Genomic DNA, 15,646 nt, shown 5'->3' on the forward strand with positions numbered 1-15,646 from the left:
CTGTCGATACCGTCCTCGCATGGAACTGAAGAAGCTCGCCGGCGGGTGCGAATACGACAACTGCCCGGCCGTGCACTTGACCGACCGTGGGAGTGTCATCGTCATCGGGACGGCCGTCGATGACCAGGCGGGCCTTCGGGTGGGGCCGGGGGAGCAGGCCGTGGAGCTGCCGCTTGCTCTGTTGGAGGAGGCCGTGAGTGAGCTCGGACGCTGAGCGGATCGCCGCTCTCTTCCGGGACTTCACCGCGTCCGCGTTTCGCCTCGAACTCCGGCAGACGTATCGGATCCCCGAGGAGCAGGAACGGCTTTCGAAGTTCCTGGCGGGTGAACCCAAGCCCGTGGTCGACGCCCCGTGGCGCCGCATGGTCCGAATGAAGACCGGGGCCGGCGCTTCGATGGTTCGCGCGAAGATCGTCAGGCGGCCGTTGACCGATTACACCCGTTTCCTGCTGACCTGGGGGATCCCGGACAACATCGAGGCGGGTGAACGCTACTGGATCGTCGACGACACGGACCGCTGTCTCGACCTCCCTGACCACGACTTCTGGCTCTTCGACGACGAACACGTAGTCCGGCTGCGGTTCGCGGCCGACGGCAGCTTCCTCGGTCGTGACCTGGCCGCGGAGGCGGACCTCGGGCGATACCGTGCGTGGCGGGACAACGCTTTGAGCCACGGAGTGCCTTTTGACGACTGGACCGCTGGAACCGGAGCTGCAGGCTGAACAGCGTGCGACGCTCGCCGAGTTGCTGAGGGAGCTGCGCCGCGCCGCGGGCTTGTCCGGCGAACGGCTGGCCGTCCGGTGTGCGATGAGCCAGGCCAAGATCAGCCGTATCGAAACCGGCAAGACCCTGCCGTCCGTGGTCGACGTCGAGCAGATCGTGCAAGCTTTGGGCGTGCCGGTCGACGACGCCGAACGCCTGTTGTCCCTGGCGCGGGTGGCGAACGTCGGGTACACGTCCTGGCGTTCGTCGGCGCGTGCCGGGAGCTGGCACCACCAGCGTGAGATCAAGGCGCTGCAAGAGGCGTCGACTGTGGTCCGCCAGTTCCTTCCGGCCATTCCCAGTGGGATCCTGCAAACCCGCGACTACGCTCGGCACGCACTGGCCTCGAGTGTGAAAGGCGCACCCGATCGTGATGTCGAGAAGATGCTCGACGTACGCATGGGCTGGAAATCGTCGCTGACCGGTTCCGGCCGGACTTTTCTCTTCGTCCTCACCGAGCAGGCGGTGACGTGGCGGCGAGCGCCGCTCGAAGTGATGGTCGGCCAGCTCGAGCACCTGGCGGAGACGGCTGCGCTCGACGCGGTCGACTTGGCGATCCTCCCTCGGACGGCGCAGGTTTTCGCTGCGCCTTTGAACATCTTCGTCGTCTACGACGAACGGTTGGTCACGGTCGAGCTCTTCTCCGGCGGTGTCGCCATGAGGGATCCCCGTGATATCGACTACCACCTCGAATTGTTCGATTTCTTCCGGTCGAAGGCGTTGCGGGGTGAAGAAGCGGTCGAATTTCTCCGATCGGCAGCAGACGACTTCCGTCGTGAGCTGTGATCAGGCGGGCATTGGCGAAACAATGCGCATTCGCGAGTAGGTCTGGCGTGCGCTGATCGCGTCGTCCTAGTGTCGGAGAATGGAGAACATCACTCGCACTTGTGGCGACTGCAAGGGAAAGGGCTGCGGAAGCTGCGATGGCACCGGCACGATCACCATTGTCGAAGACTGACCCGCTGCTGTGCCCCGGATTCGTGCCTGAGGAATTTCACTTCGGCGGTAGAACACAGATGTTCTACCGTGCGCCATACCCGGCCGAAGGGCCGACCGAAGCCAGGGACGTGTCTGGACGCCGGGTGTGGATGTACATGTATGCGCACTTCGTCTTCAGCTGGCCTGAAGGAGCCTCGAACGTCCACGTCGGCCACGGGACGCTCGAAGGCCCGAAGATGACCCTGTGGACCGACGTCCGGATCGCCGGGCGCTGGTCCGGCACAGTGCTCGCGGAGTTCGGCCGCGCCTGGGTGACGGAACACCTGGCGAAGTTCTCCGGGTGAACGGCGAACGGCCCCCTCGGCTGCTCCGAGGGGGCCGCACCTGAATGCGAGCGTCAGTTGAGCGCCGCGTCCAGGGTGATCGTCGTGCCCGCCAGGGCCTTCGACACCGGGCACGTCTTCTCTGCCGTCTCCGCGTACTCCGCGAACTGCTCGGCCGTCACGCCCGGCACCGTGGCGCGCAGCGTGATCGCGATGCCGCTGATCTCGAAGCCGCCGCCCGCGGCCGGGCCGAGCGTTACCTCCGCGCTCACGTCGATCGAATCCGCCGTGATCTTCGCCGCCTCCAGGACGCCCGACAGGTTCATCGCCAGGCACGACGAATGCGCCGCCGCGATGAGTTCCTCCGGGCTCGTCTGGCCGTCCGGGTTGCCCGCGCGGGTCGGGAACGACACCGCGAACGAACCCGCGTTGGACGAGTCCAGCGTGACCTCGCCCTTCCCGTTCTGCAGTCCGCCGACCCAGTGGGTGGTCGCGTCACGGCTGGGCATCAGGGCCTCCATGTGTGTAGGCGGTGGCCGACGCCGTCAGCCGCCGCAGGGTCGCTATCAGTTCGCGCCGCCCGGTGTCGTCGAGGCCCAGCGCGCAGCCGATCGCCGACGGGACACCCGCGGCGCGCTCGCGCACCGCCCGGCCCTCCTCGGTCAGGCTGACCACCACCGTGCGTTCGTCCGCGGGCAGCCTCGCCCGCGTCACCAGCCCGTTGGCCTCGAGTCGTTTGAGCAGCGGGGAAAGCGTGCCGTAGTCCAGGTGCAGCGCCTCGCCGATCTCCTTGACCGGCCGGTCGTCGGACTCCCACAGCACCAGCAGCACCAGGTACTGCGGGTACGTGAGACCCAGCTCGCCGAGCAGGGGACGGTACGTGTCCGTCACCGCGCGCGACGCCGCGTAGAGCGCGAAGCAGGCTTGCTCTTCCAAGAGGAACTCGTCCGGCACGACCGCTAACCTAGCCCACGATTACATCGTGCGCAAGGTATCGGAAGTGTCGTACCCCTCTGGCAGAGTCCCGCCCATGACCGGACGACCCGAGCGCCCGAAGGTCCCGCTGACCGGCGGCGAGCGCGAGATCCTCACCAGCCAGCTCGACTACCTGCGCGCCACCGTCACGTGGAAGGCCCACGGCCTCACCGACGACCAAGCCCGGCGCGTCCACCTCCCGAGCGAGCTGACCACCGTCGCCGGGTTGGTGGGTCACCTGACGCTCAACGAATGGTTCTGGTTCGCCGTCGTCGTCGACGGCGAGGAGGACACCTGGAAAGAGCGCCTCGAGGAAGACCCGGACGCCGAGTTCCGCACGGACGCGCCGCTGTCCCGGCTGCTCGAGGACTACGCGCGGCAGTGCGAGCGCAGCCGGGACATCGTGGCGAACCGGGATCTCGACGACCAGGTCACCCACAACGGCGAGACCTTCAGCGTCCGCTGGGTCCTCACGCACATGATCGAGGAGACCGCGCGGCACACCGGTCACCTCGATCTGCTGCGCGAGCTGACCGACGGCCTCACCGGGGAATGACGCGCCGCGGCGGCAACGGGAAGAATCCGCTCGTCCGCTCGACGTAGTTCGCGTACGCCGGGCGCGTGCGGGCCATTCCCTTCTCCAGCATGGGTTTACCCGTCCCGCGGGCCAGGGTGAACGTCATCGCCACGGGGGAGAGGATCGTCGCCGCGCCCGGCCACGTCGAGCACGCCAGCAGGTACAGGCCCCACCACACGCACGCGTCGCCGAAGTAGTTCGGGTGCCGCGTGTAGCGCCACAATCCCGTGTCGAGGACCCGGCCGCGGTTGGCGGGGTCCGCCTTGAACCGGCGCAGCTGCTCGTCTCCGATCGCCTCGAACGCGAAGCCGACCACCCACACCGCGACGCCCAGCCAGCCCAGGACGCCGATTCCCGTGCCGTCCACCGCGAACTGCACCGGCAGCGACACGAAGTACAGCACCACGGCCTGGAACAGGTACACGCGCAGGAACATCTTCAGCCGCCCGTGCCCCATCCGCGCGTACCGCGGGTCTTCGGGCAGCCTGTGGTTGCGCAGGTGCAGGTGCAGCGACAGGCGCACGCCCCAGACGACGGTCAGCAGGACCACGACGAGCCGCAGCGACAGCGGGCCGTCGCCGAACGGGAAGGCGACCAGCGCGACGATCGCGAACCCGAGCCCCCAGAACGTGTCGATCGTGTCGTACCGCTTGCGGGCCAACGCGATCCCGAAGGTCACGACGATCGCCACGAGCGTGACGGCCGCGGTGACGAGCAGCTGCGGCATCAGCACCACTCCCGCGTCGCGGGCATGCCGCTGACCCCGTGCTCGTCCGGCCGCACCGCCAGGATCTGGTCCACGCCCATCCGGTTCTCCTCGAACGCCAGCGCCCCGCCCACCAGGTACAGCCGCCAGACGCGGGCGCCGGTCTCACCGATCAGCGCCACGACTTCGGCCCAGTTCCGCTCCAGGGTCGCCGCCCAGGCCCGGACCGTCCACACGTAGTGCTCGCGCATCGCGTGCACGTCCCGGACCTCCAGCCCGGCCGACTCCAGGTGGTCCAGCGTCCGGCCGACCGGCCGCATCGTCATGTCCGGCGCGATGTACCGCTCGATGAACGCGCCGCCGCCCGGGGCGACCGCGCCGCGCGACATCTGCTGGAGCAGCACCCGCCCACCCGGTTTCACCATGCGGTGCACCGTCGCCGCGTACGCCGGGTAGTTGACTTCGCCGACGTGCTCGCCCATCTCGATCGACGCCACCGCGTCGAACGGCGCGTCCGGCAGCTCGCGGTAGTCCTGGCGCCGCACCTCGACGCGGTCTTCGAGGTCGTGCTGGGCGAGGCGGCCGCGGACGTGCTGCAGTTGCTCGGCCGACAGCGTGATGCCGACGGCCTCGACGCCGTGGTGCTTGGCCGCGTGGACCAGCAGCGAGCCCCAGCCGCAGCCGATGTCGAGCAGCCGCATCCCCGGCCGCAGCCCGAGCTTGCGGCAGATCAGCTCGAGCTTGTCGTGCTGCGCTTGTTCGAGGCTCTGCGACTCCGCGGTGAAGTACGCGCTGGAGTAGGCCATCGAGTCGTCCAGCAGCAGCTGGAACAGCGCGTTGCCGGAGTCGTAGTGGTGGGCGATGGCGGACTTGTCACGGCGCAGGCTGTGCAGCTTCCCGGACAGCCTGGCCTCTTCGGCGGGCGGCTTCGGCGGGAGGCCGACGACGCCGAGGCGGGCGGCCAGCCGGACGGCTTCGGCCCACTCGCGCGGGCCGAGCTTCCTCCGCCTGAGCTCACCCGCGCGGGTGAGGGACCAGATCCGGCGGAAGCCGTCCGCCAGGTCTCCTTCGACATCGAGGTCACCGGTGACGTAGGCGCGGGCGAGCCCCAGCTCGCCGGGCGCGTAGAGGAGGCGGCGCAGGGCGCGGCGGTTGCGGAGGACCACGGTGGGCGCGTCCACCGGCCCGGCGCGGGTCCCGTCCCAGGTGCGGAGGCCGACGGGGAGCTGCCCGCCGAGGAGGTTTCCGGCGAACGAGGCGAGGCGGTGCGCGGTGCTGTTCGGCATGTCCGGGATTCGCTCCGCCCCCCGCGGCGGATTGGTGCGACCCCCCGCCAATCCGGACCCGGGGCGGCGGCGAAGTACCGGTGTGGAGATCACGGGAGAACGCATCGCCGTCATCGGCAGCGGGGTGGCCGGGCTGACGGCGGCATATCTGCTGCAACGCAAGTACGAGGTGCTGTTGTTCGAAGCCGACGACCGCCTGGGCGGGCACGCGCACACCCACGACGTGCCGAGCTCGCACGGCGGCACCATCGGTGTCGACTCCGGCTTCATCGTCCACAACGAGCGCACCTACCCGACCCTGCTGAAGCTCTTCGCCGAGCTCGGGGTCCGCACCCGCGAGACCGAGATGTCGATGAGCATCCGCTGCGACGGCTGCGGCCTGCAGTACGCCGGCGCGAAGGGGCTGGCCGGGCTGTTCGCCCAGCGCGGCAACCTCGCGCGGCCGCGCTACCTGCGGATGCTGGCCGAGGTGAAGCGGTTCCACCGGCACGCGAAACGGCTGCTGGCGGCGACCGACGCCGGCGACGTCACGCTCGGCGCGTTCCTCGCCATCGGCGGCTACCCCCGCTACTTCGTCGACCACTTCATGCTGCCGCTGGTGTCGACGGTCTGGTCGGCCGACCGCGTCGACACCCTCAAGTACCCGGCGCGGTACCTGTTCGAGTTCCTCCGCAACCACGGCATGCTCTCGGTGAAGGACTCGCCGACCTGGCGGACCGTCGCCGGCGGCTCCCGCGAGTACGTCGAGCGCGCGGCGAAGCAGCTGACGGCGGTGCACCTGTCGACGCCGGTGCGGTCGGTGCTGCGGACCGCGGGCGGTGCCGAGGTCCGCGACGACGCCGACACCCGGTACCGGGTCGACAAGGTCGTCGTCGCGACGCACGCCGACCAGGCCCTGTCCCTGCTGGCCAACCCCACCCGAGCCGAGCGCGCGGTGCTCGGCGCGTTCCGCTACTCCGCCAACGAAGCCTGGCTGCACACCGACACGAGCGTGCTGCCGTCGCTGGCCGACGCGCGCGCCGGGTGGAACTACCGGGCGCCGGTCTGCGGCGCGCCGACCGGCGCGGTCCAGGTCAGCTACGACATGAACCGCCTGATGCGGCTCGACGAGCCGACCGGTTACGTCGTCACGCTCAACCCGGGCGACGGTCCCGCGAAGGAACACCTCGTCGCGCGGATGGAGTACGAGCATCCGGTCTACACGCCGGAATCCGTTGCGGCGCAACGACGTTTGCCCGAGCTCAACGACGGCGTCCTCGCCTACGCGGGCGCCTACCACGGCTGGGGCTTCCACGAGGACGGCTGTTCCTCGGGCGCCCGCGCCGCGGAAAGCCTGGGGGTGACGTGGTGACGAACGCGCTCTACGACGCCACCGTCGCGCACGTGCGCCGGATCGACCCGCCGCGTTCTTTCGCCCACCGCGTGTACCTGTGGCTGGTCGACCTCGACGCGCCCCCGGAGCTGCCGGGGTGGCTGCGGCCGTTCGCGCGGTTCGACAGCCGCGACCACTTCGCGGCGGGCGACCCGCGCGGCATCCGGGAGAAGCTGGACGCGTGGCTCGCCGAGCGCGGCGTCGACCTGCGCGGCGGGCGGGTCGTCATGCTGGCCGCCGCGCGCGTGCTCGGGTACGTGTTCAACCCGATCAGCGTCTACTGGTGCCACGACCCGGACGGGCGGCTCGCCTGCGTCGTCGCCGAGGTGCACAACACCTACGGCGGGCGCCACGCCTACCTGCTGCACCCCGGCGAGGACGGCCGCGCCCGCGCGGACAAGGAGTTCTACGTGTCGCCGTTCCAGCGCATGGACGGCGAGTACCGGATGCACCTGCCGCGGCCGGAGGCGCTGCTCGCCCTCACCGTGGCGTTGCACCAGGACGGCACGACGCCGCTGGTCGCTACGCTGCGGGGAGTTCGCCGCCCGGTGAACCCGCGGTGGCTGGCCCGGCTCGTGCTGGGCAGGCCCCTGCTCCCGCAGCGGGTGTCCGCGCTCATCCGCCGCCACGGCGTCGCGTTGTGGCTGCGGAAGGCCGCGCTCACCCCGCGCACCCCGCAGAACGCCGGAGGACAGCTGCATGGATGAGCAGGCCCGCCAGCGCCCCCTCGCACCGGTGCCCGCCGAAGCCCCGGCGGGTCCGACGGCCGAAGAGCTCATGGTGCGCGTCGCGAAAGGCGACGAGCGCGCCTTCGAGCTGCTCTACGACCGGTTCGCCGGGCCGATCTTCGGGCTCGTCCGGCGGATCGTGCGCGACGCGGCCCAGTCCGAAGAGGTCGCCCAAGAGGTGCTCGTCGAGCTGTGGCGCACCGCGACGCGGTACGCGCCGGACAAGGGCTCGGCGCTCAACTGGGCGATGACCCTGGCGCACCGCCGCGCGGTCGACCGCGTCCGCTCGGCGCGCGCCAGCACCGAGCGCGAGCAGAAGGCGACCTTCGAGGCCGCCCGCGGCCGCCCGTTCGACGAGGTCGCCGAGTCCGTCACCGCGCGGCTCGAACGCTCCCAGGTGCGCCGGTGCCTGTCCTCCCTGACCGAACTGCAGCGCGAGTCCGTGCTGCTCGCCTACTACCAGGGCTATACGTATCGCGAGGTGGCCGAAGTGCTGTCGACGCCGCAGGGAACCATCAAGACGCGGCTGCGGGACGGGCTGATCCGCCTGCGGGACTGCCTGGGGGTGACCGCTTGAGCACGCCCGAGATGCACACCCTGGCCGGCGCCTTCGCCCTCGACGCGGTCAACGACGTCGAGCGCGCGGAGTTCGCCCGCCACCTCGAACAGTGCGAGTCGTGCGCCCAGGAGGTCGCCGAACTGCGCGCGACCGCGGCCCGGCTGGGCGCCGCGATGGCCGAGGAGCCGCCGCCGGAGTTCAAGGACCGCGTCCTGGCCGCCATGCACGCCACCCGCCAGCTGCCGCCGCGGACGCGGCCGGGCTCGCCCGAGCGGCACCGGCGCACCGCCCGGGCGCCGCGCTGGGCGGTGATAGTGTCCGCCGCGGCCGCCGTCGTCGGGCTCGCCGCGGGCGGCGTGTTCGGCGGGATCGCGCTGACCCAGCAGCAGGAGCTGAACGCCGCCCAGAGCCGTCTCGACCAGGCGCGCCAGCGGTACGAGCCGGTGGCGGCGCTGCTGGCGGCCCCGGACGCGAAGGCCGCGCACGGCGAGGCACCGACCGGCGGCGGCGTGACCGTGGTCCTCTCGCGGACGCTGAACCGCGTGATGGTGATGGACGCGGGCCTGCCGGCGCAGCCGGGCGGGAAGGTGTACGAAGCCTGGCTGGTCACCGGCTCGGCCGCGCCGCGCTCGGCGGGCGTGATCGCCGGGACCGGCAACGGCGCCCTGGTCATCGCGGACGGCGTCGGGACCGCCGACCACGTCGCCGTGAGCGTCGAACCGGCCGGTGGTTCGCCCACCGGGGCACCCTCGGACGTCCTCATGAGCATGCCCGTGCCCGCCTGAGCGGTGCGCCATAGCAGACGGGGCCGAGGCGGCGATCTCGGCTCCCCGCTCTTGCGCGCCCGAACGTGTTGTGGCAAAACACCTTTGCGACACACGGCGTGCCTACTGGATTAGTGCCTGCCTGGTGCCTACCGTCCTGCCTAACGTCGGCAGTTGACATAACTCTCAATCTGGGGTTGAGGTTGAGAGTCGATCACCGGCCGGCGGGCTGTACGGGCACAACGATCAGGAAGGCGGACTTCGATGACGCCCCCGCACAACTACCTTGCGGTGATCAAGGTGGTCGGCATCGGCGGTGGCGGCGTGAACGCCGTGAACCGCATGATCGAGGTCGGCCTCAAGGGTGTCGAGTTCATCGCGGTGAACACCGACGCGCAGGCACTGCTCATGTCCGACGCCGACGTCAAGCTGGACATCGGCCGCGAACTGACCCGCGGCCTCGGCGCGGGCGCCGCCCCCGAGGTCGGCCAGAAGGCCGCCGAAGACCACCGCGAAGAGATCGAAGAGGTCATCAAGGGCGCCGACATGGTGTTCGTGACCGCCGGTGAAGGCGGCGGCACGGGGACCGGTGGCGCGCCCGTCGTGGCGCAGATCGCCCGCAAGCTGGGCGCGCTGACCATCGGCGTCGTGACCCGGCCGTTCACCTTCGAGGGCAAGCGCCGCGGCAAGCAGGCCGAAGAGGGCATTCAGGCGCTGCGCAACGAGTGCGACACGCTCATCGTGATCCCGAACGACCGGCTGCTGCAGCTCGGCGACATCGGCGTGTCGCTGATGGACGCGTTCCGCTCCGCGGACGAGGTGCTGCTGTCCGGTGTCCAGGGCATCACCGACCTGATCACCACGCCGGGCCTGATCAACCTCGACTTCGCCGACGTCAAGAGCGTCATGTCCGGCGCGGGCTCCGCGCTGATGGGCATCGGCTCGGCCAGGGGAGAGGGCCGGGCCATCCAGGCCGCGGAGAAGGCGATCAACTCGCCGCTGCTGGAGGCGTCGATGGACGGCGCCCACGGCGCGCTGCTGTCCATCGCCGGTGGCTCCGACCTGGGCCTGTTCGAGATCAACGAGGCCGCGTCGCTGGTCCAGGAGTCCGCGCACCCGGACGCGAACATCATCTTCGGCACGATCATCGACGACTCCCTCGGCGACGAGGTCCGCGTCACGGTGATCGCCGCCGGGTTCGACGCGGGCGCGCCGACCCACAAGAAGCTCGACCCGTCGACGTTCGGGTCCGGCTCGCGGTCGGGGTCCACCACGGCGTCGGCCTCGGCCGGGCAGGTCGCGAACCCGCCGACGCCGCCGTCGGGCGCCACCCCGGTGCCGCCGGCGGGCAGCTCCGGCTACCCGGTCGCGCCGCCGCGGTCCCACACGCCGATGCCCTCGGCCTCCGGGAACCAGCCGTCGGGCGGGCTCCCGCAGCCGGGCGGCGGTTCGCGCGGCTACTCGCCGATCGGTTCCAACGCGACCCAGGGCAGCCTGCCGGGCCGCGCGATGCCGGTGCACGACGACCCGTCCGACGACGAGGTCGACGTCCCGCCGTTCATGCGGCGCTAGCGCAGTCGGTCCGTGAAGGCCTCCTTACCGGCTCCCCAGGCCGGGAAGGAGGCCTTCACGGCGTTCAGGTGAGGGTTTTGTTGGCCAGTGGCCAGCACCCCAAGGCGGCCTTGGTTGCGTCTGACGCACCGAAGGCGGCCTTCGGTGCTCCACCCATGCCCCCACCGCCACCCTCAACGGAGGCGCTGCGCGCCGCAGTGTCCATTCAACGCACCGAAGGCCACATTGGGGCGCTCGGGGCGGGGCCTGCACGGCGTTTGGGAGGATGAAGGCATGCGAGTGAGGCGGGTCGTCACGACCAGGGCGGGTGGCGCGTCGCGGCCGCCCTTCGACACCTTCAACCTGGCCGACCACGTCGGCGACGACGAGGGGAACGTCTTCGCCAACCGCAAGCGCCTCGCGTCCGAGCTGGGGCTGGCCGAGGACAAGCTGGCCTGGATGGAGCAGGTCCACGGCCGGACCGCGACCATCGTGGACGGTTCGGAGACGAAGGCGGCGGAGGCGACCGACGCGCTGGTGACCGCGACCCCAGGGGTCGCTTTGGTCGTGCTCGTCGCCGACTGCGTGCCGATCCTGCTGGCCGACGCCGAGGCCGGGGTGGTCTCGGCCGTGCACGCCGGGCGGGTCGGCGCGCGCGTCGGCGTCGTCCCGGCCGCGATCCGGGCCATGCGGGAGGCGGGTGCCGAGGTCGGCCGCATCGAAGCGCTGCTGGGCCCGGCCATCTGCGGTGACTGCTACGAGGTCCCGGCCGACATGGCCGCCGACGTCGAGAAGCACGTCCCGGGCAGCGCCTGCAAGACCCGCAAGGGCACGCCCGGCCTCGACCTGCGCGCCGGGCTCTGGCGGCAGCTCGCCGACCTCGGCGTCGGCAAGATCGGCGTCGACCCGCGGTGCACGAACGAGGACAAGACCCTCTTCAGCTACCGCCGCGACGGGACCACCGGGCGGATCGCCGGCATCACCTGGATCGAGGCATGAGCACGGACCGCAAGGCCGAGCTGGCCGCGAACCTCGCCGAGGTCGAGGCGCGGATCGCCGCCGCGTGCCGGGCCGCCGGGCGCGCGCGGGACGAGGTCAAGCTGATCGCGATCACCAAGACGTTCCCCGCGTCCGATGTCGCGCTGCTGGCCGAGCTGGGCGTCACCGACGTGGGGGAGAACCGCGACCAGGAAGCCGGGCCGAAAGCCGCCGAGGTCCCGGGGCTGCGCTGGCACATGGTCGGCCGGTTGCAGCGCAACAAGGCACGGTCCGTGGTCGGGTGGGCACACGAGGTGCAGTCCCTGGATTCGGCCCGGCTCGTCGACGCGCTCGCGAAGGCGGTCCGTGCGGCGAGGGACGCCCAGATACGTGACGAACCCCTCGACGTGCTGATCCAGGCGAGCCTCGACGACGACCCCGAGCGCGGCGGCTGCCCCCTCGACGAGCTGGGCGCCCTCGCCGAGCGTGTCACTCACACGGGTGAACTGCGGCTTCGCGGCCTGATGGCCGTCGCCCCGCTCGGCGCCGACCCCGCGGCCGCCTTCGAACGGCTCGCTCGCGCGGGTGAGGCCCTCCGCAAAGATCACCCGAATGCCGCAGAAGTCTCCGCCGGGATGAGCCATGATCTCGAGCAGGCGATCACGCACGGCTCGACCTGTGTGCGTGTCGGAACCGCGTTGCTCGGTGGACGCGGTTTAGCCTCGCCGTAGGGAGCTCGCGCGGCCGTCACGTTTAGTGGTCGCCCGCGCGGGGCACTGACGGCGTGGACTGGTGTCAGTGCGGGAGCGGCTAGGGCTAGGGAGAGGCATGAGCGCGCTGCAGAAGCTGAAGGCCTACTTCGGGATGGTGCCCGCAGACGACGACGGCTACGACGCCGAGGACGACTACCGGCGCGGTTACGACGACGACTACGACTCCTACGAGGAGCCGGCTCCGCGGTCGTCCCGTTCACGGTACCGCGACGTCGACGACACGTACGACGAGCCCGTCAGCCGCAGCCGGTCACGCTCCGTGGCCAGCGCGGAGCCCGCGGTCCACGGCGCGCTCGCCGTCGACCGGCAGCCGGAGCCCGTGGCGCGCCTGCGCCCGGTCACCGAGCCCGCCCGGCCGCCGCTGCGTGACCCGCTCAGCCGGATCACCACGCTGCACCCGACGAGCTACGTGGAGGCGCGCGCCATCGGCGAGCACTACCGCGAAGGCATCCCGGTGATCATCAACCTCACCGAGATGGAGAACGCGGACGCGAAGCGGCTCGTCGACTTCGCCGCCGGGCTGGCGTTCGCGCTCCGCGGGTCGATGGACAAGGTCACCAACAAGGTGTTCCTTCTCTCACCGCCCGATGTGGACGTGACGGCGGAAGACCGTCGGCGGATTGCCGAGGGCGGATTGTTCCTGCGCGGCTGAAGTCGCGCTTACCGCTGAGCGCAAGCAGACGTGATTTTGTCGACCCGATGCCGCGTCGACCCCCTCAACTGCGTCTTCCGAGGAGGCGCACGGTTAGAGTAGGTGCGTGGAAGCTGTGTGGCTGGTCGTCTGGTACGTGCTGTTCGCCTTCTGGCTGCTGCTGACGGCGCGGATCGTGATCGAACTCGTCCGGACCTTCGCGCGTGAGTGGCATCCGGCCGGAGGGGTTGCGGTGACGCTCGAGACCATCTACACAGTGACGGACCCGCCGGTTCGGCTGTTCAGGCGAATCATTCCGATGGTTCGGATCGGCGGCGTCGGACTGGACTTGTCGATTATGGTGCTGCTGTTGGTTGTGTTCTTCGCGATGCAACTGGCGACTCCAAGTTGATCGGGGAGACTTGGGTGGACCCTGCAGGCCATGGAGTGCGTGAGGTGATCTGATGTCGTTGACCCCCGCTGACGTGCATAACGTCGCGTTCAGCAAGCCGCCCATCGGCAAGAGGGGCTACAACGAGGACGAGGTGGACGCGTTCCTCGACCTGGTGGAGACCGAGCTGGCCCGCTTGATCGAGGACAACAACGAGCTGCGCCAGCAGATGGAGCAGCTCGACGCCGAGCTCGAGTCGACTCGTAGCGAGCTCGACAGTGTCAAGAACGCGCAGCCCCCGATGCGCGAAGAGCCGTCGCGCCGGCTGGCGCCGGTGCCGCCGCCCCAGTCCGCCATGGAGCAGACCCAGGCGCACTCGATGGTCGGCGACAGCACGGAGCCGAACGTGCAGGCGGCCAAGGTCCTGGGCCTGGCCCAGGAGATGGCCGACCGGCTCACCGCCGAGGCGAAGACCGAGTCCGACGGGATGCTGGCCGAGGCCCGCACCAAGTCCGAGCAGCTGCTCTCGGACGCCCGGGCGAAGTCCGACTCGATGGTGAACGAGGCGCGCACGCGCGTCGACACGATGCTCAACGACGCGCGGACCCGGGCCGAGACGCTGGAGCGCCAGGCGCGCGACAAGGCGACGACGCTGGAGCGCGAGTCGCAGCGGAAGTACACCGAGACGATGAACAGCCTCAACGCCGAGAAGGGCGGGCTGGGCAAGAAGATCGAAGAGCTGCGCACGATCGAGCGGGAGTACCGCACGAGGCTGCGCGGGTTCCTCGAGTCCCAGCTGCGCGAGCTCGACGACCGCGGCTCCGCCGCCCCCGCGTCGGCCTCGTCCGGCTCGGGTTCGTCCTCCGGCTCGTCCAGCGGTGGCCAGGGCTACTCGTTCGGCCCGCGGGCCGAAGCAGGCTGATTTCGCCCGTGGCACACCCCGCTCGTGGGGTGTGCCACGGTTCGGAGTCGATCCGGTACCGCACGTGGGCGGGTCGGTCTCCGAACCCGACCCGTTCGTGCTGTAATTCAGCGTGCTCTACATCGTGCTGGTACTGGTACTGGCGGCTCTGGGGTTGCTCGTCACCGCGTTGATCACGGCTTCTTCGCTGTGGGCGTGGGTTTCCATCGGCCTGTCGGTGCTCGCCGGGGTGCTCCTGGTGCTCGACTGGCTGCGCCGCCGACGCCGGGCCGCGGCTCCCGTCGCCGCTCCGGAGCCGTCCGAGACCCCTGCCGAAGAAGAGCCCGAGCCCGCGGAACAGACCGTCCTGATCCCGGCGGCGGGTGACCTGGGCGACCCGGCCGACACACCGGAGCCCGAAGCCGAGCCCGAGCCCGCCGCGTCCCCGGCGGACGAGCCCGAGCCCGGCGTCGAAGAGACGCCGGAGGCCGACGTCGCCGTCCTGGCCGACCTCGAGGACGAAGTCGTGGTCGTCGACGAGCACCCGCGCTACCACCTGACGACGTGCCCCTGGCTCGGCAGCCGCGAGCGCATCCCGATCGGCGTCGGCGAAGCCCGTCAGCTGGGCTTCACCCCGTGTGCCCGCTGCGCCCCCGACGCGACCTTGGTGGCCGCGCACAGCTAGGCGGCGAGTTCGCCGATCCCGAGCCGCGTCCGCAGGGCCTGTTCGCCTTCCGGGGTGAGCCGTAGCGCGCGGTGGGCCTTGACACGCCGCTCGACCCATCCGGCGTCGATGAACCGAGTCGCCATCGCCGCCCCCAGCGCGCCCGCCAGGTGGTGGCGCTGCTCGCTCCAGTCCAGGCAGAACTTCAGCAGGGGACGGCGCCCCGCCGCGGCCGCGTCGAGGTCCACGCCCAGCGCGGCGAAGACCGGACCGGCGTTGGCACCGAGCGTGTACGGATGTTCGCTCAACGGAGCCGAAATCCGGTCGCCCGGGCGCCTTCGCGTGTCGGCCGCCCCGGCCAGCGCGCCTCGCGCCAGCAGTGCCGCCGTGACGGCCACCCCGAGCCGCCCGGCCAGGTGGTCGTAGCACGTCCGGGCCGTGCGCAAGGCCTCCGCGCGCGTCCCCTCGCGCAGGGACGTCACCGGCTGGGCCGGGGAGAACCGCGCGAGCGTCTCCAGCAGCTCGGCGGTGTCCGGCCCGGCCAGGCGGTAGAACCGGTGCCGCCCCGACTTCTCCGCCACGACCAGACCGGCGTCCCGCAGCTTCGCCAGGTGCGCGCTGACGCCCTGGGCGGACAGCCGGGCCTCGGCGGCCAGCACGGACGCCGCCAGCGCGCGGCCGTCGCCGAGCGCGAGCAGCACGCGGACCCGCGCCGGGTCGGCGAACAGCGCGGCCGTGCGGGCGATGTCGGCGTCACCTTTCACCT

The 15,646-nt window shown here is 70.9% G+C and carries 21 protein-coding genes; 16 read left to right on the plus strand and 5 right to left on the minus strand.

From position 1 onward, the window contains the following. Positions 1-19 precede the first annotated feature (19 nt). From QP939_RS31330 to QP939_RS31345, 4 genes are all read left to right on the plus strand, one after another. Complete coding sequence (locus QP939_RS31330) at positions 20-214, plus strand: hypothetical protein (protein ID WP_285449790.1); 195 nt, start codon at positions 20-22, stop codon at positions 212-214. After that, positions 198-722: a DUF6879 family protein gene (locus QP939_RS31335; RefSeq protein ID WP_285449791.1), complete on the plus strand. Its 525-nt coding sequence runs from the start codon at positions 198-200 to the stop codon at positions 720-722. The genes QP939_RS31330 and QP939_RS31335 overlap by 17 nt, the downstream gene beginning before the upstream one ends. Continuing rightward, positions 685-1,548 (plus strand): helix-turn-helix domain-containing protein, encoded by an 864-nt coding sequence (locus QP939_RS31340; protein WP_285449792.1) that lies wholly within the window; start codon positions 685-687, stop codon positions 1,546-1,548. Before QP939_RS31335 ends, QP939_RS31340 begins: the two co-directional genes overlap by 38 nt. A 308-nt stretch (positions 1,549-1,856) precedes the next feature. Further along, positions 1,857-2,045: a hypothetical protein gene (locus QP939_RS31345; protein WP_285449793.1), complete on the plus strand. Its 189-nt coding sequence runs from the start codon at positions 1,857-1,859 to the stop codon at positions 2,043-2,045. Positions 2,046-2,098: 53 nt separating this feature from the next. Here QP939_RS31345 and QP939_RS31350 read toward each other — a convergent pair whose 3' ends face one another. Both QP939_RS31350 and QP939_RS31355 read right to left on the minus strand, forming a co-directional pair. Further along, positions 2,099-2,533 carry an OsmC family peroxiredoxin gene (locus QP939_RS31350; RefSeq protein WP_285449794.1) on the minus strand — a complete coding sequence of 145 codons (435 nt, stop codon included), beginning with the start codon at positions 2,531-2,533 and terminating at the stop codon, positions 2,099-2,101. After that, positions 2,520-2,978: a MarR family winged helix-turn-helix transcriptional regulator gene (locus QP939_RS31355; protein ID WP_285449796.1), complete on the minus strand. Its 459-nt coding sequence runs from the start codon at positions 2,976-2,978 to the stop codon at positions 2,520-2,522. The genes QP939_RS31350 and QP939_RS31355 overlap by 14 nt, the downstream gene beginning before the upstream one ends. A gap of 76 nt (positions 2,979-3,054) precedes the next feature. Here QP939_RS31355 and QP939_RS31360 point away from each other — a divergent pair, with 76 nt between their 5' ends. After that, positions 3,055-3,555, plus strand: coding sequence for a DinB family protein (locus QP939_RS31360; protein ID WP_285449797.1), 501 nt, complete (start codon positions 3,055-3,057; stop codon positions 3,553-3,555). Here QP939_RS31360 and QP939_RS31365 read toward each other — a convergent pair. Continuing rightward, positions 3,542-4,303 (minus strand): DUF1295 domain-containing protein, encoded by a 762-nt coding sequence (locus QP939_RS31365; RefSeq protein WP_285449798.1) that lies wholly within the window; start codon positions 4,301-4,303, stop codon positions 3,542-3,544. The two genes, QP939_RS31360 and QP939_RS31365, sit on opposite strands and share 14 nt — an antisense overlap. After that, positions 4,303-5,568, minus strand: a complete 1,266-nt coding sequence (locus QP939_RS31370; RefSeq protein WP_285449799.1) for an SAM-dependent methyltransferase — start codon at positions 5,566-5,568, stop codon at positions 4,303-4,305. Before QP939_RS31370 ends, QP939_RS31365 begins: the two co-directional genes overlap by 1 nt. An 82-nt stretch (positions 5,569-5,650) precedes the next feature. Here QP939_RS31370 and QP939_RS31375 point away from each other — a divergent pair, with 82 nt between their 5' ends. The 11 genes from QP939_RS31375 to QP939_RS31425 all read left to right on the plus strand — a co-directional run bounded on the left by QP939_RS31375 (position 5,651) and on the right by QP939_RS31425 (position 14,901). Then, on the plus strand, positions 5,651-6,919 hold the full coding sequence (locus tag QP939_RS31375; protein ID WP_285449800.1) for an NAD(P)/FAD-dependent oxidoreductase: 1,269 nt from the start codon (positions 5,651-5,653) through the stop codon (positions 6,917-6,919). Further along, complete coding sequence (locus QP939_RS31380) at positions 6,913-7,647, plus strand: DUF1365 domain-containing protein (protein WP_285449801.1); 735 nt, start codon at positions 6,913-6,915, stop codon at positions 7,645-7,647. Before QP939_RS31375 ends, QP939_RS31380 begins: the two co-directional genes overlap by 7 nt. Beyond that, the gene (sigK, locus tag QP939_RS31385; protein WP_285449802.1) at positions 7,640-8,245 is read left to right on the plus strand and encodes an ECF RNA polymerase sigma factor SigK; all 606 of its coding nucleotides are present in this window, start codon (positions 7,640-7,642) and stop codon (positions 8,243-8,245) included. Before QP939_RS31380 ends, sigK begins: the two co-directional genes overlap by 8 nt. 11 nt (positions 8,246-8,256) lie before the next feature. After that, positions 8,257-9,012, plus strand: coding sequence for an anti-sigma factor (locus tag QP939_RS31390; protein ID WP_285459891.1), 756 nt, complete (start codon positions 8,257-8,259; stop codon positions 9,010-9,012). Between the two features lie 243 nt (positions 9,013-9,255). Then, a complete protein-coding gene (ftsZ, locus tag QP939_RS31395) occupies positions 9,256-10,563 on the plus strand; it encodes a cell division protein FtsZ (RefSeq protein WP_285449803.1) in 1,308 nt (435 codons plus the stop codon). 273 nt (positions 10,564-10,836) lie between these two features. Next, the gene (gene pgeF, locus QP939_RS31400) at positions 10,837-11,541 is read left to right on the plus strand and encodes a peptidoglycan editing factor PgeF (protein ID WP_285449804.1); all 705 of its coding nucleotides are present in this window, start codon (positions 10,837-10,839) and stop codon (positions 11,539-11,541) included. Next, complete coding sequence (locus QP939_RS31405; RefSeq protein WP_285449805.1) at positions 11,538-12,251, plus strand: YggS family pyridoxal phosphate-dependent enzyme; 714 nt, start codon at positions 11,538-11,540, stop codon at positions 12,249-12,251. The genes pgeF and QP939_RS31405 overlap by 4 nt, the downstream gene beginning before the upstream one ends. Positions 12,252-12,348: 97 nt before the next feature. Continuing rightward, on the plus strand, positions 12,349-12,945 hold the full coding sequence (locus tag QP939_RS31410; protein WP_285449806.1) for a cell division protein SepF: 597 nt from the start codon (positions 12,349-12,351) through the stop codon (positions 12,943-12,945). Between the two features lie 115 nt (positions 12,946-13,060). Then, positions 13,061-13,336, plus strand: a complete 276-nt coding sequence (locus tag QP939_RS31415; RefSeq protein ID WP_072477845.1) for a YggT family protein — start codon at positions 13,061-13,063, stop codon at positions 13,334-13,336. A gap of 52 nt (positions 13,337-13,388) precedes the next feature. Beyond that, the gene (gene wag31 / locus QP939_RS31420; RefSeq protein ID WP_285449807.1) at positions 13,389-14,237 is read left to right on the plus strand and encodes a DivIVA-like cell division protein Wag31; all 849 of its coding nucleotides are present in this window, start codon (positions 13,389-13,391) and stop codon (positions 14,235-14,237) included. Between the two features lie 112 nt (positions 14,238-14,349). Beyond that, positions 14,350-14,901 carry a hypothetical protein gene (locus tag QP939_RS31425; protein WP_285449808.1) on the plus strand — a complete coding sequence of 184 codons (552 nt, stop codon included), beginning with the start codon at positions 14,350-14,352 and terminating at the stop codon, positions 14,899-14,901. Here QP939_RS31425 and QP939_RS31430 read toward each other — a convergent pair. Further along, positions 14,898-15,644 carry an ArsR/SmtB family transcription factor gene (locus tag QP939_RS31430; protein WP_285449809.1) on the minus strand — a complete coding sequence of 249 codons (747 nt, stop codon included), beginning with the start codon at positions 15,642-15,644 and terminating at the stop codon, positions 14,898-14,900. The genes QP939_RS31425 and QP939_RS31430 overlap by 4 nt on opposite strands. Positions 15,645-15,646 lie beyond the last annotated feature (2 nt).

The sequence above is a fragment of the Amycolatopsis nalaikhensis genome (assembly GCF_030264295.1).
Lineage (GTDB): Bacteria > Actinomycetota > Actinomycetes > Mycobacteriales > Pseudonocardiaceae > Amycolatopsis > Amycolatopsis nalaikhensis.